This window comes from Desulfuromusa kysingii (assembly GCF_900107645.1).
Lineage (GTDB): Bacteria > Desulfobacterota > Desulfuromonadia > Desulfuromonadales > Geopsychrobacteraceae > Desulfuromusa > Desulfuromusa kysingii.
This window is the reverse complement of the sequence record NZ_FNQN01000011.1, coordinates 65,698-87,788: the sequence shown is the minus strand read 5'-3', so window position 1 is coordinate 87,788 and position 22,091 is coordinate 65,698. Positions and strand designations below refer to the sequence as shown.

The following is a 22,091-nucleotide window of genomic DNA, read 5'->3' as shown; positions in this document are numbered from 1 at the left end:
TCTTCTCTAGCTTCACTATATAATTCATTCAGTCAGAAGAAGTTCGTAGCGAATTAATTTTGTCGTTACTCATTCCATACATAGGATTAAAGCTTTTGCAGATTTCAGAGGGATTATGAGCACAGGTGAAATGTTATTGGAGTATTTTTTGGGGCCTATAACCATTGTAGCAATTATGGTTGCCTCCCTTGTCGGGCTTAATATTCTCCTAAGCAGGATGCAGGCAAAGCATCCCGAGCGCGCACTTCACCGTCAGGTTTTGATGTTAGTGGCAACCCTGATTGCCCTATTTTTCACTGTGATTATGTTACCCATCAGTGAAACCTTGCGTGGTCAAATTCTCAGTCTTCTGGGGATTCTGGTCAGTGCGACGATCGCTTTGAGTTCGACAACTTTTCTCGGTAATGCTCTTGCAGGGATCTTGTTGCGTAATGTTCGAAGTTTCAGTACCGGTGATTTCATCTATATCAATGAACATTTCGGACGTGTTTCCGGCCGTAGTCTGTTTCATATCGAATTACAAACTCAGGATCGTGATCTGGTCACTCTCCCCAATCTGTATGTCACCACCAATCCTGTGAAGGTCACCCGAGCATCTGGAACGATAATTTCAGCTGAAGTCTCTCTTGGTTATGATATCTCTCATACCCAGGTTGAACATCTACTTAAACAGGCTGCCATTACCGCTAGTTTAGAAGATCCGTTTGTCTATATCATCAAGCTTGGTGACTTTTCCGTTCTTTATCGAATCAATGGTATGTTGAAAGATGTTAAACAATTACTCTCCGTTCGCTCAGTTTTGAATGGAGCCATCCTTGATTCGTTGCATGGGGCTGGGATTGAGATTGTTTCTCCGAATTTCATGAACACTCGCGATGTTGCTCATCAGAACTTTAGGGCACAACCTATTGCTACGCAAGATTCTGTTGAAAACACCAAAGACCCAGAGGAAATTATCTTTGATAAAGCAGAAAACGCGGCAACCTTGGAAGAGCAGACAACCAGTCTTGATGAAATCACCGCGCGTATTGAAACGCTGCAAGAGGCTTTAGAAAAAGCTGACGATGATCATCAAGAAAAAATCTCTGTAGCGTTGAGTCAACTGCAAAAACAACAAGTTTCTCTCAATGCGAAGATTGTCGCAAACAAAGAACTTATCGAAGCGGAATAAGGCGTTAGATTCTCTTTTCTCTTCCTTAAAGCTTTTGACTGGATCTGTTAATCCGTGAAACAGAGCTCCATTCTCTCCGTACATTCAATTTAATCCTGTTGTTAAACTTATTAAATTTAGATTCCCTCTTGACAAAAAATATTATCCACATGAAGATAGTAATTAATTACTATCTTTTGGGGGTTGTATGAAAGTGAATGCAAAACATCTACCTGCTGATGAACGTAAAAAGATCATTGTTGCAACAGTCATCGAACTCGCTGGTGAACAGGACCCAAACACCATAACAACAGCGGCAATTGCCAAACGCATGGGCCTTACACAAGGAGCACTGTTTCGCCATTTTGCTAATAAGTCAGCAATATTTGAAGCGGTGATGGAGTGGGTAGAGGAGCTATTGGTGGGACAGGTCGAAGCACAGTTCCAAGTTGGATTATCGCCCCATGCTGTGTTGCGAGCGGTATTTATGACCCACGTCGATTTTGTCAGTGAGTTTCCTGGAGTGCCACGTATCCTCTTTGCAGAATTACAACGGCCTGAAGAAACCGGATCTAAGTTGGTGGTGCAGAGGTTGCTTCATCGTTATCGTGCGTGTTTGCAGCAACTGTTTGAGGAGGGGAAAGAGAGGCAGGATTTCGATATCAAACTCGATACCGAAGCGGCAACCATTCTTTTCATTGGTACGCTTCAAGGTCTAGTGGTGCAATCACTGCTTGCTGGAGAAATTAAGCGTATCAAACAGAATGCCTCAAAGGTGTTTGCTATTTATCAGCGCGGGATCACTAATGCTTAACCCTCAACCTGTGTAACTGCAGTATGAATTTTGTGAGATAATTCGATGAAAACATTATCTGTAAATCCAATTTTAGTCTTCCTTTGTCTGCTTGTTTTTCAGCCGATGAGTCAGGCTTCAGCCATGACCCTGAATGAATGTGTGGAACTCGCTTTAAGGAACAATCCGGAGATGGCAAAGCAGAAGGTCAATTTGGAGACTACCCAAGCTGACTTAGCTGACCGACAGGGGCAAAAATACGGGAAGTTGAATCTTGTCTCCAGCTACACCCATTATAATCTGCCACATACGTTAGCACCTTTGACGCCGGGGGCCATTGCTTCTAATCCTCTGGCCGTGCCGACCACTGAGGATCTTTTCGTCGCAGGAATCAACTACGAAGTGCAACTGTTTACCGGTTTTGCACAAACGCGGTCAGTTGAAGTTGCTGCTTTGCAAAGAGAGTTGGCTGCTGCGGCGTTGACATTAAGTAAAGAGCAATTGATCTATAACGTTAAAAGCCTCTACGTCAACATTCTTTCATTGCAGGAACAAGCATCTGCTCAGGCGGCATATGTCCGATCGTCGCAACAACTCTACGAACAGATTTCTCATGAGTTAACTTTCGGGAGGAAAGCACTTGTTGATCAACTAAAGGCTGCTGCCGATCTGCAAAATGCGCGTGCGAGACTGGTGCAGATCAATGCAGACATCGACATTCTAAGTGGATCATTAGCAAGTCAGCTCAACATTGAGGCGATTCCTCCCCTGCAGAAATTTGACCTGACGGTGGACAATCCTCAACCTTTACAGGGTGATTTTGTCGATCAATTAAAGACCACCGAGCGATTGCGGGCTGCTGAATTGACCGTTCGCAAAGATGCCAAGTTAGTTCAGAAAGCGGCAGCAGGTCTTTATCCTCAGATCGCTTTAAATGTTGCCTATGGGCAGAACTTTGGCCCTAATGACAGTAGTCATGCTGATAGTGGCAACTGGAACAATCAAGACCTTTGGCAGGGGGGATTAAGTCTCAAATGGACGGTTTTTGATTTCGGCAGTACACAAAGCAAAATCAGAAAAGCTCGATTTGTTGAACAACATAGCCGTCACCAACAGACGCAAGCGAAGCTTGAATTAAAACGTGCGGTGAAGGAAGCGGTGACGAAAATTAATACCAGTGTCAGCGACTATCAAAGTGCTCAAAGTGAGCGGGAACTGACACAGAGAACTGCGGCGATCGAACAAGTACGTTTTGATAAGGGGGCGACATCTCTTAACGACTTATTGTACGCCAAAGCGCGGCATCAATTAGCTGAAAGTCGTTTTATTGCTGCGGGTTATGCTTATGAAGTCGCAGGCTATTATCTTCAATATTTGTTGGAAACTGGAGAATCAAGGTGAAAAAAAAACTCTTTATCATCCTTTTTGTCATTGTCATGATTGTGGCTGGGGCCATGCTGCTAACGAAGCGTCGTCATGAAAATGCTGCCATTCCGGTCGCGCAACCGATGATTCATTCTGTGAGGACAACTCTTCCTGTCGAGCGAACGCTGATGCAAACGCACAGTTATCTGGCTGAGCTTAAAGCTGCTGAAACTACGGCGATCTCTTCAAAATATTCTGCTTGGATTCGTCAGTTACCAATCCATGAGAGTCAGCGAATTAAAGTAGGTGATCTGCTGGTTAAGCTCGATGAGGAGGAAATTGTTGCCAATCTCAAGTCTGTGCAGGCCCAACTTAATGCCGCGTTGAAGAAGTATGAATACGATCAGGGGCTATATGAACGTAACCTTTCTCTCTACGATATCGGTGGTTTATCGCAACAAGAGCTTGAGGCCTCAGACGTGACCAGGAGTACAGCGCAGGCCGCAGTAAACGATCTGCAACAAAAGATCATCGGTTTAAAGAGTCAACTTAAGTATATGAATATTAAGGCTCCTTTTGATGCGATCGTTGGAACCATTTTACTCCATCCCGGCGACCTAGCTTCACCAGGGCGATCTATCCTTACCCTTAATTCCCTGTCGCAGAAACTTATTGTGAGTTTTGTCCCTGAATCAGCAGAGCTACAGACCGGGCAGATGGTTCTGTACCAAGGGGAGAGGGTCGGTCGGATAAGTCGTATATATAATGATGCGCAAAATGGTTTAGCGGTGGCCGAGATCGTTCCCGATAAACAATTAAACCTACCCAGTGGTAGCTATCTGACTGTTTCAATTGTTACAAAAACTGCAACCGGGTGTTCTATCCCGCTCCAGAGTCTGTTACATCGAGACCAAGGGAGCAGCATCATGACCTATCAGGAAGATCATTTCAGTGAAATCGCAGTGAGTGTCCAAGTAAAGGATGACAGTTTTGCTATAATTTCCCCCTGTGTCAACCACCCGGTCGCTTTGGCAACAGAGGCAAAGCTGAGTTTACTTCCCGTTTATGGTGAAGTCAGAATTTCCTCGGGGTCGACTGATGAAAAATAACTGGGTTGAGCGGTTGTTGGGGCGGCCTTTTTTTATCTATTCCTTCCTGGCTTTATTTTTGTTGCTGGGACTGTTGGGGTATAACCGAATCGACCGGAAACTGTTCCCTGAATCCAATTATCCTGAGGTTGCCGTTGTCGTCGTTCAGCCGGGTGCATCAGCAAAAAATATTGCCGCCAATGTCAGCGTCCCCATGGAAGAAGAACTCTATACTCTTGATCAGGTGCGTCGGGTTTATTCTTCGACCATTGATGAGGTTTCCGTCATCCGGGCTGAGTTCGAGTACAGTAAAAATCTCGACATGGCTGCTAGCGACGTCAATAATTCCATCAGTAAAATTCGTTCTTTACTTCCAAGTGATATTTTAGAACCGCAGATTCATAAGATTTCTGCCGCAACCGCTCCAGTGATTATTGTTGCTGTCAGTCCCAAAAATAGCTTGCCACTTGTTGACGTCCGTCAAATTGCCGAGCAGCAATTGCAGCGGAGACTGATAAAGCTTCCAGGGGTTGCCAATGTGGATGTGTTTGGTGGTTATAAAAAAGAGATCCAGATTGTTTTAGATAAAGAAAAGCTCGATCGTTTTCAGTTGAGTATCGGTTCCGTGCTGGCAGGATTACAGGCTAATAACCGAGATTATGCGATTGGCTTTCTCACCAATGAACAGAGTCGTTACTTACTGCGTTCATCCTCTCGAGAAGAGAACATTGCCGGTCTGCAATCATTACGTTTAAGTGCAGATATCACTTTAGCTGATGTTGCCGATATCTATTTTGGTCACTATGAAAATAGTGCGATTTACTATGGTAATGGCAATGAGTCGATCGCTCTGGCGGTCCAACGGGGACGTGACAGTGATGTCGTTAGCACCGTTGAAAGTGTCGAGGCTGAGGTTGAAAAACTTCAGAGAGAGTATCCGCAACTGCGATTTGAGACGACCGACACCCAGAAAGATACGATCATTCAATCGACGGATAATATGTTTGAGTCGCTGCGTGATGCCATTCTCATGTCGATATTTATCGTTTTTCTCTTTTTGGCCAGTTTCAGGCAGGTTCTTGTTGTTCTCATTACTATTCCACTGGTTTACACCTCAACAATTGCTCTGATGTGGATTGTCGGCATTGAGTTTAACGTTGTCACTCTCACGGCCATTATTCTGGCGCTGGGATTGCTTCTTGATGATGCCGTTGTGGTTATGGAAAATATTGAGCGCCATTATCGAGAATTGGGCGCGGATATCCGTAAAGCGGTTATGGATGGGACTAAGGAAATTATGTTTGCCGACCTTTCCGGGACCATCACAACCATGATTGCACTGGCTCCGATCTTGTTTGTCGGCGGTTACCCGCAGACGGTGTTTCGGCCATTGGCGGCGACATTATTACTGGCGCTTACGGCTTCCTACGTCATTTCCATAACCGCTGTGCCATTGCTTTCGCTTAAGATTTTGACTTTAAAATATCCATGGTTGTTACGGACGGAAGCTTTTTTTCATAAGTTGACCAGCAGGGCTAATGGCGCGATTCAGGGGTTTTTCAGGCAGGCGGTCGCAGCAGCCTTGGGACATAAGTCTGTGGCAGTTGTTTATTTTGTTGTCTTGTTTCTGCTGTTTGTCGTCAGTGTCAAAGGTGTAATGCCGACTGTCGGCAGGGAATTGATGCCGCCGATGGATACCGGTGGAATTCGCATCAGCATTACAACAGATCCCAATCTGCCGATTGACGCAAGTCGGAAGATTGTCCGCGAAGTTGATAAAATCATTGCCGCAAACGGCACGCTTAAATATCTCTCTTCTGCCATCGGTAGTGAAGCGGGAATTCTGAGTATCGGCAGTGGTTCGGCAACAGACCATATTGTCATTATTGCGACCTATGTCAATCGTTATGAACGGCATGATTCGGTTTGGGATATAGGCCGCAAATTAAGAGAACAGTTGGCACAGATTGAAAATATCAAACAGTTGGAGGTCGTTGATTATGGTGCAACAGCCCTCTCCAGTATCCGGGCAAACATCGACATTCTCCTCTCTGGACCAGAATTTGAAGATCTCGTCATCGCCGGTGATAAAGTTGCGAAGGCTCTCTATGCCACTCGTGGTATCATCTCAGTTTCTCGCACCTGGGATATAGATAAACGGGTCTATGATCTGGCTATAGATAGAGAAAAAGCCGCCCTTTACGGGATGACTCATGAAGATATTGTTTCTCAGCTGCAAGCATTGCTTCGCGGTGTTCAGGTCGCGACATTTCCTGCTGTCAACAACCTTGATTTTGGGGTTCGTGTTTGGCTCCCCGCAGCACAAAGAGATCGGCTTGAAATTCTATCAAACCTGTTGCTTGACACTCCGAAAGGGGAAAAGCTCCCACTGTTCGCTATTGCCGAAGTGGTTCGTGCCTTGGAGCCGGGAATCATCAATAGGGAAGGGCTGAACTACACCCTCAATGTCTATGGCTTTCGAGAGAAATCGGCGATTTCTCATATCATGGAAGGTTTTGAGAAGAATTTTCAGGACGTCAATCTGCCTCCCTCAGTGAAGATGGAACAAGTTGGGGATATTAAAGAATTCAATAATTCAGCTGGTCGCATGGTGGGGGCAATTGGTTTTGCTGTGATTCTTTTGTTTTTTACTCTGATCACCCTGTTTAATTCGGTGCGAATTTCATTGTTGATTATCCTCTCAATTCCACTGACTATTATCGGAGCCTCCTGGTTTTTGTTGTTGCTTGGTTACCATGTCTCGATGCCTGCCATGATGGGTTTTATTCTCCTCTCAGGGATTATCGTCAATAATGCCATCCTGCTGATTCACTTCGCTCAGGAAAAGATTGGCGAAGGGATAGATAAAAAATCGGCCATGCTTGAAAGTATCCGCATTCGGACGCGACCGGTCCTGATGACCGCTTTTGCCGTTGCTGCTGGTATGCTTCCAGTGGCTCTTGGTTCCGCTATCGGGTTGGAACGATTGGCACCTCTTGGAGCGGTCGCTATAGGTGGTTTACTGGTCGGAACCCTTTTGACTCTGGTCTTTATTCCGTTGATTTTTATCTGGACGACGAAAGATCCTTAACTGCGGAGCGTTTTGATCCTTGAAGGTTTTATTTTATGTCTTTGTCGGGAAAGTGTTATAGAAACAAAGATTGTTTTTAAAACTTTGATATCAATCAATTTTTATACCGAGTTCATTTGCTATGGTCGGTATGCTTGATCTCCAGTTATAAGAATATTGTCTCTCTATCGGAATGTCCAACAGGGGAGGGCAAATTATGACTGTTAAATGCTTTGGAGTGGTTGAAGCTGTGCAAGAGACAAATAATCTGTTGACAAGGCTTCAGGATTAAAACAGTGACCTGAATGGAAATGCAATTATGAAACAAATTAGTCAATATAGCCACAAGCCAGTGTTCTGGCGCAATCTGGTTCAAGGTGGTTTTCTTCTCTGGTGCATCTATCTGGGGTTTCAGTTCTCACGTTTTGTTGCACACTTTGTCAGTCAAGGAAAGAGCCCGCTGGTCACAAGGCCACCGGGAATCGAAGCCTTTTTGCCCATTGGAGCTTTGGTCAGTTTAAAAAATTGGATTTTAAACGGGATTATTGATCCGGTTCATCCGGCTGCTTTGGTCTTGTTTTTGACCTTCCTGGCCTTAGCATTGCTGACCCGAAAATCGTTCTGTTCGTGGATTTGCCCGGTGGGAACGTTGTCAGAATGGCTCTGGCGCAGTAGTGAACGGCTGATCGGTCGCAGGATAAAACCGTGGCGCTGGTTGGATCTTGTGCTGCGCAGTGCCAAATATCTGTTGCTGTTTTTTTTCGTCAAGTTGATTCTGTTCGGAATGCCTGGCCCTGCACTTAAGGGGTTTTTATCCAGTCCCTACTGGGCTCTCAGTGATGTGAAGATGCTCCACTTCTTCACTAACCCCTCAACGCTTAGCATTGTGATTGTTTTGACTTTAGCGGTCTTATCTTTTTTTATTCGCCAGTTCTGGTGTCGTTATCTATGTCCCTATGGAGCTTTGCTTGGTTTTTTTAGTTTTTTAAGCCCCAGTCGGATTACCCGTGACATCAATGGTTGTACTGGTTGTGGAAGTTGTGATCGTGCCTGTCCGGCATCAATCAACGTCTCCAGAAAAAAACAGGTCTATTCTATGGAATGTACCGGCTGTTTAAGTTGTGTGCAAAGTTGCCCCGAGCATCAAGTCTTGCAGATGGGGCTGTTTGGCAGCCCCCGGGTGTTGCCCGTTTGGCTGTTTCCTGCTCTGGTTTTGCTGGTGTTTACCTTTGGTGTGGCCGCCGGGATGTTCAGCGGCCATTGGCATAGCACGCTCAGTTATCGTGACTATATGCAGTTGATTCCGATGCTTAACCGCTTCTAGTTGATCAGCATCGGATTTGAGGAATGAGGTATGAAGACAGTCATATTTGATCTTGACGGCACAATCAGTGATTCCAGTGAAGGAATCTTTCAATCATTCAATTACGCTTTGCATAAGATGAATGCTGCGACCATGTTGCGGACAGATGTGAATCGTTATATTGGCCCCCCTCTCGACGAGTCCTTCCGTAGCTTGCTGGAAACGAATGATGAAGATATTGTCAACGCAGCAGTGGAATTCTTTCGGCACGACTACACTACTGTTGGTTATAAAATTAATGATCTATACGCAGGTATTGACAATGTCCTGTTGCAGCTGGCTGCCAATGGTTATCGTCTTTTTATTGCGACAACTAAAAAGACTGCAACGGCCTGTGATGTGCTGCGACATTTTCGCTTAGATCACTATTTCCAAGGAGTCTATGGCGGGTCATCGACAATACCGAAACCGGAATTAGTCCGGCACATTCTGACCGAGCATCATTGCTTACATGATAAAAGCGTCATGATAGGTGATACTCATTACGATATCCACGCTGCGCAACAGAATGGCATCTTCTCCATTGGAGTTGCTTGGGGATTTGGTGAAGAGGTGGAAATATCAACAGCTGATGTTGTGACGCGTTTCCCAGGTGAACTTATTCAACACATTGAAAACTTGATGGGTTCCGATTAGACCTATATCCTGCAAGTAGACAGATAGACAGTGAGTTGTCGCTAAGGGACCGGCACAATTCTGCAGAGATGGTATGATAGTCTTACAACTTTAATCTTCCGTTATCATGGTGTTGATCAATCAATTTATTCAGCATAGGAGCATGAGATGAAGCCACGCAAAATAAAGGATAATATTTATTGGATGGGTTATATCGATTGGGATGCGCGTCTGTTTGATCAGCTCATTCCGTTGCCCGATGGAACCAGCTACAATGCCTATTTGGTTGAAGGTAGTGAAAAGACGGTGTTGATCGATACTGTTGAACCCGAATTCTTTGGTGAACTTGAAGAACAACTGGAAAATGTCACTCAACTTGATTATCTGGTCTCGTTGCACGCAGAGCAGGATCATTCCGGGAGTATTCCAAAGGTTCTCTCCAAATATCCCGATGCAAAGCTGATTACCACCCCAAAAGCCAAAGAAATCCTCATGGATCTTCTTGCTATATCAGCGGATTCCATAATTACCGTAGTTGATGGCGAAACCCTCTCTCTTGGTGATAAAACTCTGGAGTTTATTTATACCCCATGGGTTCATTGGCCTGAAACGATGGTTGCTTATCTGCAAGAGGAGAAAATTCTCTTCAGTTGTGATCTTTTTGGTTCGCACATTGCGACGTCGGATCTTTTCGCCGTCGATGAAGCACGTGTCTACGAAGCATCAAAACGTTATTTCTCTGAAGTTATGATGCCATTCGCGAAAATTATCGAAAAACATTTGGAAAAACTGACCCCTTACGACATTGATATTGTGGCACCCAGTCACGGACCAATCCATAGGAATCCGTCTTTTATCATCAATGCTCATAAGGATTGGGTCGCCGGCCCGCTGAAAAATGTTGTCATTCTCCCGTATGTCTCTATGCATCACAGTACTAAAAAAATGGTGGACTATCTTGCATCAATGCTGACGGAAAAAGGGGTCAGGGTCGAGCTTTTTAATTTATCTGTGACTGATATTGGTAAGTTGGCAATTGCCCTTGTTGATGCCGCGACCATTGTGGTTGGAACGCCAACAGTTCTATACGGACCTCATCCTGCGGTCGCTTACTGTACTTTTCTTGCCAACATGTTACGTCCGCGAGCACAGTACTTATCGATTATCGGTTCTTATGGCTGGGGTGGGAAAACAGTCGAAACGTTGGCGGGGATGATTCCCAACCTTAATGTTGAAATTATTGATCCCGTGTTTGCGAAAGGATTTCCGTCGGAGCAAGACTTTCAAGCTCTTGACGTTTTGGCCGAAGCAATAGCGTCAAAACACCAAGAACAGGGATTTGTTTAACCAGAATTATTATTCCCTTCTATTTGAGAGATCAGATATCTGGATCGCGGATTGGGACAATAACGATTTTTTTTCGACAGTCAGGACATTGATAAATTTCACAACCGGTACACGCAAAACAGTTACCGCAAAGCCTTTTCAGGTTTTTTAGTTGATGTTTTTTTTTGCAGTGAGTGCAGACAACTGTCTTCATATCGCGCTTGTGTCTCAAAAATACTTGTGAGTTTATATTAACGGTTGAATGGCCGGAAACTGTTGAATTCAGCAGGCCATTCAACCGTTAAAAGGTTTAAACAGTTAAAGGTGGATCTATTTAGCTCGGTAAATTGATCTGGTCTCCGGGACGAAGCGATCCACCCGTAAGAACGCGGGCAAAAACTCCCTCCTTCGGCATGATGCAGTCTCCGGCCTGATGATAGATAGCACAGTGGTGGTGGCACTCTTTGCCGATCTGAGTGATCTCCAGCAACACATCACCGATTTGCAAGTGGGTTCCAATTGGGAGCTTGGGTAAATCTACCCCTGTCGTGGTCAGATTCTCTGCAAAATCGCCATTGTCCACATCCAACCCTAAAGCCCGCATCTTGTCGACGCTCTCTTTTGCCAGCAGGCTGACTTGACGGTGCCAGTCTCCAGCGTGGGCATCACTGACAATACCGTGGTTTTCTCTGAGTTCGACTTGCTCGACCGGGGTTTTGCGTTCACCTTTATTTTTACTGATACAGACAGCTATAAGTTGTTTTGGCATGATTTATCCTCCGATACTCGACATACTGAACGGTGTCATTACGTCCTGCTCACAGCCCAGATGATGTTCGAGTTGTTTGTTTTCAATGACTTGTTGTAATGCGCCAATAAGATGGGGCTGCGGCAATTCCAAATATGGTTTCAGATCCAACCTATCATCACTGAGCAGACAGCTCTTGGCCCACCCCATCGAATCGACGCGGATGCGGTTGCATGAGCTACAAAAATGGCTACTCATCGGGGTGATGATGCCAATAGATCCTTTTGCGCCGGCGATGCGGTAGGGCTTGGCTGGACCACAATAGCGGCTATGACCCAGTGGCTCCAAGGTATGTTTCTCCTGTAGCTGGGTCAAAATCTCAGCACCGCTGACAATCCGGCTGCGCCAGTCGCTTTCCTGAATCGTCGGCATATATTCGATATAGCGTACAGACCAAGGATTGTTGATGCTCATCGCAGCAAAAGACAAGACCTCATGATCGTTGACGCCACGCATGACAACCATATTGAGTTTGATCTTGAGACCGGCTTTTTCTGCTGCCGCTATCCCTTTCAACACGGCTTCGAGTGAACCTCCACGAGTTATTTCTGTGAAAGTTTTAGGATTTAAAGAATCAAGACTGATATTCAAACGTTTAATCCCGGCATCTTTTAAAGCGTTAGCATTGTCAGCGAGCAAAATACCGTTGGTGGTCAAAGCGACTTCCTCAATGCCCGGAATACTTGAAAGCTTTCCAAGAAAATCTATGACCCCTTTGCGGACTAAGGGCTCACCACCGGTGATGCGGACTTTACGGATGCCGAGATGGGTCGCGGCCCGGACAATCTGCAAGAAATCTTCGAAGCGCAGGATTCCATCGCAATCTGTCTGTGGCACCCCATCTGCTGGCATGCAATAACGACAACGTAGATTGCAGCGGTCTGTGATTGAGAGGCGAAGGTAATTGATGTTACGTCCGTGTAAATCCTGCATAACGATATCCTTAAAGTGAGTATAACGGGAAGATCTCGACTTTATCCCCGGTTTTTAGATCTGGCGATCCAACTGCGAGACTTAGGAGTGCATTGGCTCCTTGGATGCTGCGGGTTTGACCGGAACCCTGTCGTTGTGGAACCTCGACATGGTAACCGTCGCCCTGCCATTCACAACGTGACCAGAGAAACGCGTGTCGACTGCCACCGGCTTTAACTCCATGTTTCAATCTTGCTGTCATTTTTCGATCAGTTGTCCCATGACCTGCGAGGATACGCAGTGCCGGAAGGACGAAGAGTTCAAAAGTTGAAGCGGTGGCTGCGGGGTTGCCGGGTAGACCGAAGCAAGGTTTATGGTTGAGAAGTCCAAATAACAGCGGTTTTCCTGGTTTGATGGCGACTTTCCAAAATTTGCGTTCAAATCCGTTATCAAGCAATGTTTGCTGAACCAGATCTTTTTCTCCGACGGAGACACCCCCTGTAGAAACAATCAGATCAGCTTCTTTGGCTTGTTTGTAAATCAAGCCCAGATTATCCCTTTGATCTGCTCCTATTCCCAAGGGTAGAACGGTACAGCCACATTCTTGCAAGCGAGCCTGAAGGTACTGGAGGTTGGAGTTGATGATCTGTCCTGGCCCCGGATCTTGACCGGGATTGAGCAATTCATCACCGGTAGAAAATATGGCTACACGAGGTCGAGGATAGACAGCAACCTCGGTTATTCCAGCTCCGGTCAATAAGCCGATAGTTCCGGCGTCCACCACTGTTCCAGCATTAACAAGTCGTTCTCCTTCGCAGTATTCTTCTCCCTGATAACGGACATGTTGCTTTGCCCGGATTGTGCCTGTCCAACTCAGACAGTTGTCATTGACGCTGGTGTCCTCAACGGGAATTACAGTGTCTGCACCGCAGGGGAGAGGAGCCCCTGTTGTGATTTGGATCGCTTCGTTTCGTTGCAGAGTTTTGTTATAAGGGTGACCGGCAAATGAACTGCCGACAATATCAAGGCCAGCAGTAGAATCCAAAGCCTGTGAAGAAACAGCAAAACCATCCATTGCGGAATTGTCCCAACGTGGCATATCCCAGCGGGCACACACTGGTTTAGCTATGACTTGCCCGATCGCTGTGGTTAACGGTTGAATCTGCGACGGGAGTGGAGATACCGTCTCTTTGACTATTTTTAGCGCATCAGCATAAGTCAGCATAAGAACTCCTGACAATTAGGGGATATAAATTTCTTTAAAACCAAGATCTGCGGCTTGATTGACCTGTTTCCGCAAGAGTTGATAGTGCCGCAGTAAATCTTGGATTGCTGGTGTCAGCTTCGTCTCTCCTCCGCCAATGCCGCCGGTACGGCGCTCTAGCAGCTTAAACGGAGCGTGTTCTTCCATCGCTTGGAGCTGAGCCCAAATTTTGCGATAGGAAATCCCCAGAACCTTTGCTGCACCGTTAATTGATCCACAGCGCTCAATTGCAGTCAGCATATGATAACGACCATCGCCAAGAAACGGCTCACCATCCACTTCAAGCCAGATTTTGGAACGTATTCTGATCGTATTCATGACAGAAACCTGGCGACTATTAAATCACATAAACCACTGGAATCATTTATGTTATAAACTGGAACATCTAAATCAAGTGAGCTGTCAGAAGCGACGGCAAGCAGTTTCGGGTCATGTTCCAGTCCACGGCAAAGCAGTTGTTCGCTACGTTGTTGGCGATGGACCTCGATTTTCGGCATCGTGTTGCGTTTGAACCCTTCGGTGAGAACAATATCCACATCAGTCGTATATTTTTCGAGAGTATCTTTCAGGTCCGGTTCTTGATCCGCTGGATTACGCTTAACCATCGCCAGTTTTTCCGGAGAAGTGATAATCATCGTGTCTGCCCCGGCTGCGGTCAGACGCCAGGAATCTTTGCCCTCATGGTCGATACTGAAACTGTGGGCATCATGTTTAACCGCAGCAACGCGGTAACCACGTTGTTTCAGTTCAGAAATTAATTTTTCCAGCAAGGTGGTTTTCCCCGTGCCGCTTTTTGCAACGATAGAAACAACTGGTGGGGCCATGTTTTTCTCCTTGATCCGGGCCAGATCGTCTGGGGTGTTCACGTTGAGCAGAGCTTGTTGCCAACCATCGGGAAGTTCAGACGAATCTAAGTAACGGATCTTGATACGTTGATAAAATGCGTAGATGCGATATTGACCCTGTTGCAGCATCTTCTCCATTTGTGGCAGACAGTTCTTGTGGTAAAGAGCGAAGACGGGTTCGTAACCCTGATTAGTTCGTGGGACAACGGCGTCAAAGTTGGCACGGTATTGAAGTAATAAATGGACGATACGTTCGTCTGGGAAAGGCATGTCGCAAGGGGCGACAAAAATCCAATCCGTTGTTGCCGTCTTTAACCCTGTGTAGAGTCCGCCCAGTGCACTGCCGGGATAAATGTCAGGGAATGCAGGGATCTGTGGGCGAGCTAGATCAGGACGATCACCAGCGATTAGTACATGCTTGAAATTGTTCTGTAAGAGCTTTAATGTGCGTTCAAACATGGTAGACCCTGCCAGCTTTATAGCAGCTTTGTCCTGACCCATGCGGCGACTTTTACCACCAGCAAGCAAAACCCCGGTGACATTGTTTTGATCGTTGTCTGTAATCCCGACCTGCGAAATCTGCATAACGCTATCCTAAAAAAAACGTCAATCAAATTAACGTCAATAATGATCAATTTTCGAAGCTATAGTAAAACTATAAGTGCATCATATTCAAGGGAAAAACATGACATTGATGGATGTTTTGTGATTTTGTCAACAATCTCCATGATTCTGTTTATATAGTGAACTAAAAAGTCCTTTGAAGCACGTGCAGAGTGACCTCCTGATCCAGAAGTGTTCGCACTGATGCACCACCGCATGAACTTTTATTGACGACATTGACCCTGATACGAATACGATAATCACCGGCATCCTTACAATCAATAGTTGTGTCTGGAATGCCGGTGAGAATCGCAGGGGGAGTCGGTCCTGGATAGGCTAAAGTATCAGCGACAACGCTATACATGTGGCCACTGGGAAGTTGTTCAGCAACACCTTCGACCAGAATCTGTAACGGTTTATCAACCACCCCGGTGATGCTGTTGGAGTCGAGCCGGATCTCTCTGGCAGGTTCTGCAGCCCATCCACTCAGGGTACAATAGATGAGAATTATTGTAACCAGAGTGATCTCAACTCGACACCAACGCATTCTTTTCATAGTGGCATTCCGATATGCTGAGCCGTGCTGACAGCAAGGCTGAAAAATGCAATCCGACCAATCAACTCTCCTGACAAAATCAGCAGTGGTAACCACACGGGGATACGACGAATGCGGATCAGGATGAGAAGAGGCACAACAAAGCCGATAAGCAGACGCCCCCAATAAAGCGGAGAATCCAGGTAGGCATGTCCCGTCATCTCTGCAATAAATCCACCGGTCAACCAGATATTGGGTAACAGCAGATTGATGAGGAGCCCTGTCAGCAGAACGGCTGCTAGCACAGCAGTCAATATTGGTTGTTTTTCTGTAGAGACAAACCAGGAACCAAAGGCTGTTCCTAAAGTAACGGCAGTGAACAAGAACAGCACCAGTGGAACACCATTAGCTAATGTCGGTTCACTTGGCGGGGCATAGGTAAATCCCTGCACCACAAGGGCAATCAGTCCCAAAATAGCTGTCACAACTTGTAATCGTCGGTCGTTTGTTCCTCTTAATCGCAATACCACCGAGACCAGCAGAGCAGACGATAACAGTCCGAAAATCAGAATCTCGCGGCTTAACCATGCATGCTTGAGACCTGTCAGAGTTCGAATCGCACCAAACGGATGGCCTAAATGGGCCAGTGAAGCTAACAAAGCGACACTGATCAGGGCCATGGCGACAATCTGTTCGTTAAACAACGGCTTGTCGGGGCCTTCGGCAAAGGTCAAGCTGCGTAAGGTGCTGAAGAGGACCAGACCGATAGATGTCTGGGCCAGTACGGTAAAAAACACCAATGGAAGTTCCATCTCATTCATCAGGATTCTCTCCTTATAATTTGAGGCTGTTGCGGATTACGGAAACGGACTGAAGGGTTCAGTCTTTTGGCTTGAGGAAATCCTTGGGGGTATTGCACCAAGTCACTGACATCTTCAGTGGCGAGATCCACAACCTTTAATGCCCCTGTCGGGCAGCCCTGAGCACAAGCTGGTGTGCGGTTGGCATCCAATCGCTGAAAACAGAAGCTACATTTTTCTGCTTTTTTCAGGCTGGCATTGTAAACGGGAGCACCAAATGGGCAGGAGCGGATACAATTTTTGCAACCGATACATTTTGCCTGGTTATGGATGACAACTCCGTCTTTTTCCCGCTTACTATAGGCTCCAACAGGACAGGACTCTACGCAACATGGGGTCTCACAGTGATTGCATGAGAGGGAATAAAATGCTCTGTCCGTATGGGGATAAATAGCCTCATCCAAAGGATGAACCTGACGCCATTTAACTCCCGGCTCTAACTGGTTTTGGTTTTTGCAGGCCATGGCACAGGTAAAACAACCGATACACAGCTCTGCATCAATTTTAAATCCATATTGACTTTTCATGCTATTTCTCCTCAGGCCTTCTGAATGTTGGCAAATTGATCGTGAGTTGCTATCCCTGGTGCTCCAGTTTTAAAGGAACCCATATCAGCTGACTCATCATCGAGAAGGTTCTGGACATTGAAGTCACTGTTTTTAAACCAGGCTTCATACATCAGCAGCACATCAGGTGGAACGTTGTCCGTCAATCTGGCCATCAGTTCGACTTGACCTCTCTGATTAAAAACACGGACTTGGACACCTTCTTCAATATCCCTTGTTTTGGCTGTCGTTGGATGCAGGTAGACTATCGGCTCAGGATTAAAGTCCTCCATGAAATCCAGATTTTGAAACTGCGAATGGAGGCTGAATTTACTGTGTGGTGTCAATAGTCGTAAGGGCCCAGTGGCAGCTCTTTTCTGCTTGAACTCAGGGAGCGCCTTATGACCGTTTTGCGCAGCTAATTCAGACTTGAATTCGTATTTCCCAGAAGGAGTCTTGAATTTAAAGTCGTGCCAAGCCGCACTGGAAACCAGTTTTGCTTTAGCGGGACCGTTGCGCAGATCTTTCCATGAGTTAAGACCAAACAGATCGTAAATACCCTTGTTGAATTCTTTTTCCATCCACTTGCGGGTATCCAGTTCGGTCGGGAAAGTACAGGATCCAGGCTGGCGTTCATTCATCCGTTTAGAAAGCATTGCGGCGATTTGCACATCTGAACGCGATTCATACATAGGCTTGATCGCTTGCTCATTGAGGCTCAACCAGTAATGCCAATAACCAACATTGACGGTATTCTCTTCAAAGAGAGTGGTATGTGGAAGAACAATATCGGCTTGCTCCACACTCTTAGTGAAAAACTGATCAACGACGACAACCATTTCAAGAGTATCGAAAGCCTTCTTTAGCAACGCTGTATCTGGATCTTGACTGAATGGGTTTCGGCAAGCGAGCCACAACATGCGAATTTTGGGATCCTGTGTCTGTAGAATTTCGCGTCCCAGTTGGTTCATATTGAGAGGACGATCGGTAAATTTGGCATTTCCTTCACCAATAAAATGAAAATCTCCTTTGATCGCAGCGCCGTCCATCATACCAACGGCACCCTCTGGAGCTGCATTGACCATGGCGTTATAATTAAAACCCCAGGTCCGCAGGTGACCGTAACGGGCTCCACCACCCACTTTTCCGACGTTACCAGTCATGGCAACCAGAGCGTCAATAGCGCGCACCATGGCTCCACCATTGACATGCCGTTGCATGCCATAACCGATCCAGATTGTTGCCGGGTCTGCTTGTGCAAATTCTTCCGCAATCTGCTTGATAACTTGTGCTGGAATACCGGTCTCTTTTGCTGCCCATGTCACGGTGACATTCTTTTTCAGGTACTGACTGAATTCTTCAAATCCGAGAGAATGGTTATTGACAAATTCGCGATCGATCATTCCCTGATCGAGCAGGTGTCGTGCCATGCCGAGGGCAAGTGCGCCATCCGTTGCAGTGTCCACTTGTAGATACATATCGGCCTTGGCGGCGGTCTGGGTCATCACTGGGTCGATAACCACGATTTTGGCACCCCGTTTTTTGGCTTCAAATATGTATTTCATGCTGTGAACTGAACACCAGGCGGGATTAGCTCCCCAGACAATGATGTACTTACTTTCGACCATGTCTTCAGGGTCATTACACCACATTTCACCCATGTCAAAATTCTGGGCATCGATACCTGCTGGCCAGCACGGGGTCCCAACGAAACGGGTCGTGTAGCCAAGTGAAGACATCATCCCTTCAACACCATAATGGGTAATGCCAAAGTTTCCAGAATATTTATCCAGAGCTAAGCCGAGAAGGTTGCCATCTTTTTCGTTGATTTCCAGAATCTTTTCGGCAATCCGATCAATCGCTTCGTCCCAAGAGAGTCGCTTCCAGTTGCCGCTGCCACGGCCGACTTGCATCATCGGGTACTTAATCCGATCAGGACTATAAACGCGGCGTGGGTAAGAAAACCCCTTAACACAGAGCCCCCCATCAGTGAAGGTCGACTCCGAAGCCCCTTCAATGAATTGAATCACGCCGTCCTTGACGAAAGTCTTAATACTGCAGGTGTCGTAGCAGTTGCGGGGACAAGCGTTACGAAAGATCTCAAAAGCATCTTCATAGCTGATGTCTTTCCCTGCCGTTGCTGCTTGCAGCAAACTTCCAGGGACCATTGCCATTGCGCCGCTTAAAGCCAGCGTCTTTAAAAATTTGCGGCGGCTTAAGGGGTTCCTTAAGACTTTCTCCACCATACCTTGACATGAATCGTTCATCACCTGTCTCCTTGTTAGTGGTGATCAGAGAGTTCTTGTTCCAACCAGTCGATTAATAAGTCAGCAGTCGCTTGAATAGTTTCGGAACCATTCTCTGCGGACGCGATACGTGTAGCAAATTTGGGGGCCCACACTAAAAGATGGTCCCGCAAAAATTGTTGATAGAGTGCGGTTATGTTTTGATCCTGTGACTGTGTTTGCAGTTGGCGTAAATGTAGGCAGGCATCAATTTCAAGTGAAATATGATCATCGGGGAAGGTCCCCTGTGATGGAAAACTCAATCCCAGAGAAGAGTAAAGATCCCGAGCATCAAGGGTCGTGGTTCCCATAACAAGTTCGTCTTTTTCCAGATAGACTGAAGCATAGGGAGGGGCGACGAGTGCTTTGGGGCCGATGAACAGACGATTAAAGGAAAACTCAAGCTGATCAAGATCTTCTGCCTCAGGAAGCTCTTTAACCAGGCTGCGTAATTGATTATAACTATGTTGAATTTCATGGCTGTTAGCAGCGAAGAAAAAATCCCGTAAGTTGCAGCCGACCTGTGTTTCATAAGAGGGTTCTTGAGGTGTGGTGGTGTTGTTTTGGGTCATCGCAATCCTCCTGTGGCGTGATTTCAGGTAGAATAGCGATCTGATTAAATCATGAAAAGGTGAGTTGTGGGGGCATTATGGGGTATCTTTGTCTACCCCATAATGGGCCAATTCAAGGGTTATATTTTTTCTGGAGGGGGGCAATTACGACTTGCGAGAAACAGGTGCAGGTTGACATCTTTCCCCTTCAACCCAAGTTTAGTGCGGATATTTTTGCGGTGAGTTCTCACGGTATCAAAAGCCAGATTCATGGCTTCAGAGATCTCTTTGGAGGAACATCCGGCTTGGATGAAATTACAGATCCTGATTTCAGTTTTACTCAACTTGAGCATCCCGGCATCGAGTTCTGAATCAAAACCTGACGTCAGGGAAATCAGTTGCTCTTGAATCAGATCGAGAAAACTGGATCGATTTGTATGCGCGGTTTCATGGCGTATTTTTTCCAGAGCTGGGAGCAGGTGGGTGGAAATACGACAAGAGATCTTTTGCTCGAGGTCTCGTCGTTCCGATTCGATGCTTTTCATCACGTTTCTTAAGGTCACGTTCATTTCATCGGTTTGGGCTTTCTCCTGCTGTAACAAATTTTGGGAATGGCTTAAATCTGCTGTCCGTTCAGCGACCCGTTGTTCAAGCTCTTGTCTGTGGTTGACTAGCAAAGTGATATCGCTGAGAATCAACATGTACTCTTGTGCAGCCAGAGAAACTCTTGAGAGGGGGACAATGCGCAGACTAAAAACATGCTGATTGTCCAGAGAGGAGACCTCATGAGATTCACCCGCGGTAAACTTCGTCAACATTTGTCCCATATCCTGACAATCTATGCGCAGGAATTGACAAAGGGGTTTTCCGTGTAAAAGTTCCGCAGAAACATATTTTTCGGTTTCTGGATTCACCTCGATAACCAATCCCTGGTCATCTGTTAAAATAACCAGATCTGAAGTGCTCCGATATATATTTTCGTAGCGGTTTTTTTTCAAGGTGAGCTGACGGTTGACCCCTTGTAACCTTTCGGTCATATCATGATCGCTGGACTGCTCCCAGTCACTGATAAAGGTTGTTTCCAGGACATCACAGACACGGCGAATTCGCAGGACCGCTTCCAGCTTTTCTCCGTCTTTCAATCCCAGGGTTAAGACAATATCTTCCAATGAATGGATCAGGGTTTTGAAACATCCCAGAAACATTCCTGCGGTAATGCCTCGATGACGATGGTTTTTTGCCGTTTGAAGCATGTAGCAGGCCCCATCTTGGGCCCTTCTCATCAACGGAGCAAATGTTGGTATTTCCGCAGCAGGAACCATTTTCCGAATCGATTCTATGACCCCATTAAATGACTCAATACAATCATCCCGCTTCGCCGTTGTATGAGCGAGGTATCCGGCATCTGACATTTGCTGGGTCCAGAGTTGCAGAAATGTTTCTAAATGTGCGTTAAGTTGATCAAGAAGTTTATCACTCATATGATTTCAATCCCACGGTTGTAAACAGTCCATTGTTGATTTTTGTTCCATCATAAAACTTCTCAACTTATAGGTACAGCCAGCAGATTGAAAAAATCGATAATACTTGTAATTTTACGCTCAGTTTTCGAAAGTTTTGGCTCTTTTATTGCCGCTTTAATCATTCTGATTGCTGTGTTGATGTCAGTGTTTTTATCTGTTCTCTCAACTCTTTTTCTTTTGCTTTTTGGGCCGTAGAGTCTCTCATTATCGCCGCAATTCCTTGCATCTGACCGTTGTCATCTTTAATCATAATAATGGAAAAGTCACTGAACAGTGAGTGGTTGTCTTTGTCACGGGCCGGAACTGAAAGTAAATCTGCGCCATATTTGGTCGTCCCCTCAACCATGACTCGTCGATATCCATCATTATGTCTCTGCTGGAGCCTTTCCGGGATGATGATATCGAGAGGCTGACCGATCGCTTCCTTTGCTGTATATCCAAAAATCATTTCCGCACCGCGGTTCCATCGTTGAATAACTCCCTCTCGATCGGCATAGAGGATGGCATCTGGGGCTTGTTCACAAATCATTGCGTAAATATGTTGTTTGATTTTTATTTCCATATTAAATTTCCTTTCGCTAAGAGGGCGC

20 protein-coding genes are annotated in these 22,091 nt (G+C 46.0%); 8 read left to right on the top strand and 12 right to left on the bottom strand.

Going from position 1 to position 22,091, the window contains the following annotated elements:
- Positions 1 to 148: 148 nt before the first annotated feature.
- The 8 genes from BLU87_RS15355 to BLU87_RS15320 all read left to right on the top strand — a co-directional run bounded on the left by BLU87_RS15355 (position 149) and on the right by BLU87_RS15320 (position 10,791).
- Positions 149 to 1,171: a mechanosensitive ion channel domain-containing protein gene (locus BLU87_RS15355; RefSeq protein WP_217637533.1), complete on the top strand. Its 1,023-nt coding sequence runs from the start codon at positions 149 to 151 to the stop codon at positions 1,169 to 1,171.
- Positions 1,172 to 1,358: 187 nt separating this feature from the next.
- On the top strand, positions 1,359 to 1,964 hold the full coding sequence (locus BLU87_RS15350; RefSeq protein ID WP_092350429.1) for a TetR/AcrR family transcriptional regulator: 606 nt from the start codon (positions 1,359 to 1,361) through the stop codon (positions 1,962 to 1,964).
- 45 nt (positions 1,965 to 2,009) lie between these two features.
- Positions 2,010 to 3,344 carry a TolC family protein gene (locus BLU87_RS15345; RefSeq protein ID WP_092350427.1) on the top strand — a complete coding sequence of 445 codons (1,335 nt, stop codon included), beginning with the start codon at positions 2,010 to 2,012 and terminating at the stop codon, positions 3,342 to 3,344.
- A complete protein-coding gene (locus BLU87_RS15340; protein ID WP_092350425.1) occupies positions 3,341 to 4,417 on the top strand; it encodes an efflux RND transporter periplasmic adaptor subunit in 1,077 nt (358 codons plus the stop codon). The genes BLU87_RS15345 and BLU87_RS15340 overlap by 4 nt, the downstream gene beginning before the upstream one ends.
- Positions 4,407 to 7,487 carry an efflux RND transporter permease subunit gene (locus BLU87_RS15335; RefSeq protein WP_175498425.1) on the top strand — a complete coding sequence of 1,027 codons (3,081 nt, stop codon included), beginning with the start codon at positions 4,407 to 4,409 and terminating at the stop codon, positions 7,485 to 7,487. Before BLU87_RS15340 ends, BLU87_RS15335 begins: the two co-directional genes overlap by 11 nt.
- 298 nt (positions 7,488 to 7,785) lie before the next feature.
- Complete coding sequence (locus BLU87_RS15330) at positions 7,786 to 8,790, top strand: 4Fe-4S binding protein (RefSeq protein WP_092350421.1); 1,005 nt, start codon at positions 7,786 to 7,788, stop codon at positions 8,788 to 8,790.
- Between the two features lie 30 nt (positions 8,791 to 8,820).
- Entirely contained in the window at positions 8,821 to 9,465 is a 645-nt protein-coding gene (locus BLU87_RS15325) for an HAD-IA family hydrolase (protein WP_092350419.1), read from the top strand.
- Between the two features lie 147 nt (positions 9,466 to 9,612).
- Complete coding sequence (locus BLU87_RS15320) at positions 9,613 to 10,791, top strand: FprA family A-type flavoprotein (RefSeq protein ID WP_092350417.1); 1,179 nt, start codon at positions 9,613 to 9,615, stop codon at positions 10,789 to 10,791.
- A 313-nt stretch (positions 10,792 to 11,104) separates the two neighbouring features.
- Here BLU87_RS15320 and BLU87_RS15315 read toward each other — a convergent pair whose 3' ends face one another.
- The 12 genes from BLU87_RS15315 to BLU87_RS15260 form a co-directional block, all read right to left on the bottom strand.
- Complete coding sequence (locus BLU87_RS15315; protein ID WP_092350415.1) at positions 11,105 to 11,539, bottom strand: MOSC domain-containing protein; 435 nt, start codon at positions 11,537 to 11,539, stop codon at positions 11,105 to 11,107.
- A gap of 3 nt (positions 11,540 to 11,542) precedes the next feature.
- Positions 11,543 to 12,511 (bottom strand): GTP 3',8-cyclase MoaA, encoded by a 969-nt coding sequence (gene moaA / locus BLU87_RS15310; protein WP_245706632.1) that lies wholly within the window; start codon positions 12,509 to 12,511, stop codon positions 11,543 to 11,545.
- 10 nt (positions 12,512 to 12,521) lie between these two features.
- Complete coding sequence (locus BLU87_RS15305; RefSeq protein WP_092350411.1) at positions 12,522 to 13,715, bottom strand: molybdopterin molybdotransferase MoeA; 1,194 nt, start codon at positions 13,713 to 13,715, stop codon at positions 12,522 to 12,524.
- Between the two features lie 15 nt (positions 13,716 to 13,730).
- Entirely contained in the window at positions 13,731 to 14,072 is a 342-nt protein-coding gene (locus BLU87_RS15300) for a winged helix-turn-helix domain-containing protein (RefSeq protein WP_092350409.1), read from the bottom strand.
- Entirely contained in the window at positions 14,069 to 15,184 is a 1,116-nt protein-coding gene (mobAB, locus tag BLU87_RS15295) for a bifunctional molybdenum cofactor guanylyltransferase MobA/molybdopterin-guanine dinucleotide biosynthesis adaptor protein MobB (protein WP_092350407.1), read from the bottom strand. The genes BLU87_RS15300 and mobAB overlap by 4 nt, the downstream gene beginning before the upstream one ends.
- A gap of 163 nt (positions 15,185 to 15,347) precedes the next feature.
- On the bottom strand, positions 15,348 to 15,758 hold the full coding sequence (locus BLU87_RS15290; protein WP_092350405.1) for a hypothetical protein: 411 nt from the start codon (positions 15,756 to 15,758) through the stop codon (positions 15,348 to 15,350).
- On the bottom strand, positions 15,755 to 16,558 hold the full coding sequence (locus BLU87_RS15285) for a dimethyl sulfoxide reductase anchor subunit family protein (RefSeq protein ID WP_092350403.1): 804 nt from the start codon (positions 16,556 to 16,558) through the stop codon (positions 15,755 to 15,757). The genes BLU87_RS15290 and BLU87_RS15285 overlap by 4 nt, the downstream gene beginning before the upstream one ends.
- A complete protein-coding gene (locus tag BLU87_RS15280) occupies positions 16,558 to 17,124 on the bottom strand; it encodes a 4Fe-4S dicluster domain-containing protein (RefSeq protein WP_092350401.1) in 567 nt (188 codons plus the stop codon). Before BLU87_RS15280 ends, BLU87_RS15285 begins: the two co-directional genes overlap by 1 nt.
- A gap of 11 nt (positions 17,125 to 17,135) precedes the next feature.
- Complete coding sequence (locus BLU87_RS15275) at positions 17,136 to 19,409, bottom strand: molybdopterin-dependent oxidoreductase (protein WP_217637532.1); 2,274 nt, start codon at positions 19,407 to 19,409, stop codon at positions 17,136 to 17,138.
- Positions 19,410 to 19,423: 14 nt separating this feature from the next.
- Positions 19,424 to 19,999 carry a TorD/DmsD family molecular chaperone gene (locus BLU87_RS15270; RefSeq protein ID WP_092350399.1) on the bottom strand — a complete coding sequence of 192 codons (576 nt, stop codon included), beginning with the start codon at positions 19,997 to 19,999 and terminating at the stop codon, positions 19,424 to 19,426.
- Positions 20,000 to 20,118: 119 nt separating this feature from the next.
- Positions 20,119 to 21,459 (bottom strand): LuxR C-terminal-related transcriptional regulator, encoded by a 1,341-nt coding sequence (locus tag BLU87_RS15265; protein WP_092350397.1) that lies wholly within the window; start codon positions 21,457 to 21,459, stop codon positions 20,119 to 20,121.
- A 160-nt stretch (positions 21,460 to 21,619) separates the two neighbouring features.
- Entirely contained in the window at positions 21,620 to 22,063 is a 444-nt protein-coding gene (locus BLU87_RS15260; protein ID WP_092350395.1) for a PAS domain-containing protein, read from the bottom strand.
- Positions 22,064 to 22,091 lie beyond the last annotated feature (28 nt).

Bases quoted from the DNA above. Each gene is read 5' to 3' on its own strand.
- BLU87_RS15350 (WP_092350429.1), top strand. From the start codon at position 1,359: ATGAAAGTGAATGCAAAACATCTACCTGCTGATGAACGTAAAAAGATC.
- BLU87_RS15345 (WP_092350427.1), top strand. From the start codon at position 2,010: ATGAAAACATTATCTGTAAATCCAATTTTAGTCTTCCTTTGTCTGCTT.
- BLU87_RS15335 (WP_175498425.1), top strand. From the start codon at position 4,407: ATGAAAAATAACTGGGTTGAGCGGTTGTTGGGGCGGCCTTTTTTTATC.
- BLU87_RS15330 (WP_092350421.1), top strand. From the start codon at position 7,786: ATGAAACAAATTAGTCAATATAGCCACAAGCCAGTGTTCTGGCGCAAT.
- BLU87_RS15325 (WP_092350419.1), top strand. From the start codon at position 8,821: ATGAAGACAGTCATATTTGATCTTGACGGCACAATCAGTGATTCCAGT.
- BLU87_RS15320 (WP_092350417.1), top strand. From the start codon at position 9,613: ATGAAGCCACGCAAAATAAAGGATAATATTTATTGGATGGGTTATATC.
- BLU87_RS15315 (WP_092350415.1), bottom strand. From the start codon at position 11,539: ATGCCAAAACAACTTATAGCTGTCTGTATCAGTAAAAATAAAGGTGAA.
- moaA (WP_245706632.1), bottom strand. From the start codon at position 12,511: ATGCAGGATTTACACGGACGTAACATCAATTACCTTCGCCTCTCAATC.
- BLU87_RS15305 (WP_092350411.1), bottom strand. From the start codon at position 13,715: ATGCTGACTTATGCTGATGCGCTAAAAATAGTCAAAGAGACGGTATCT.
- BLU87_RS15300 (WP_092350409.1), bottom strand. From the start codon at position 14,072: ATGAATACGATCAGAATACGTTCCAAAATCTGGCTTGAAGTGGATGGT.
- mobAB (WP_092350407.1), bottom strand. From the start codon at position 15,184: ATGCAGATTTCGCAGGTCGGGATTACAGACAACGATCAAAACAATGTC.
- BLU87_RS15290 (WP_092350405.1), bottom strand. From the start codon at position 15,758: ATGAAAAGAATGCGTTGGTGTCGAGTTGAGATCACTCTGGTTACAATA.
- BLU87_RS15285 (WP_092350403.1), bottom strand. From the start codon at position 16,558: ATGAATGAGATGGAACTTCCATTGGTGTTTTTTACCGTACTGGCCCAG.
- BLU87_RS15280 (WP_092350401.1), bottom strand. From the start codon at position 17,124: ATGAAAAGTCAATATGGATTTAAAATTGATGCAGAGCTGTGTATCGGT.
- BLU87_RS15275 (WP_217637532.1), bottom strand. From the start codon at position 19,409: ATGAACGATTCATGTCAAGGTATGGTGGAGAAAGTCTTAAGGAACCCC.
- BLU87_RS15270 (WP_092350399.1), bottom strand. From the start codon at position 19,999: ATGACCCAAAACAACACCACCACACCTCAAGAACCCTCTTATGAAACA.
- BLU87_RS15265 (WP_092350397.1), bottom strand. From the start codon at position 21,459: ATGAGTGATAAACTTCTTGATCAACTTAACGCACATTTAGAAACATTT.
- BLU87_RS15260 (WP_092350395.1), bottom strand. From the start codon at position 22,063: ATGGAAATAAAAATCAAACAACATATTTACGCAATGATTTGTGAACAA.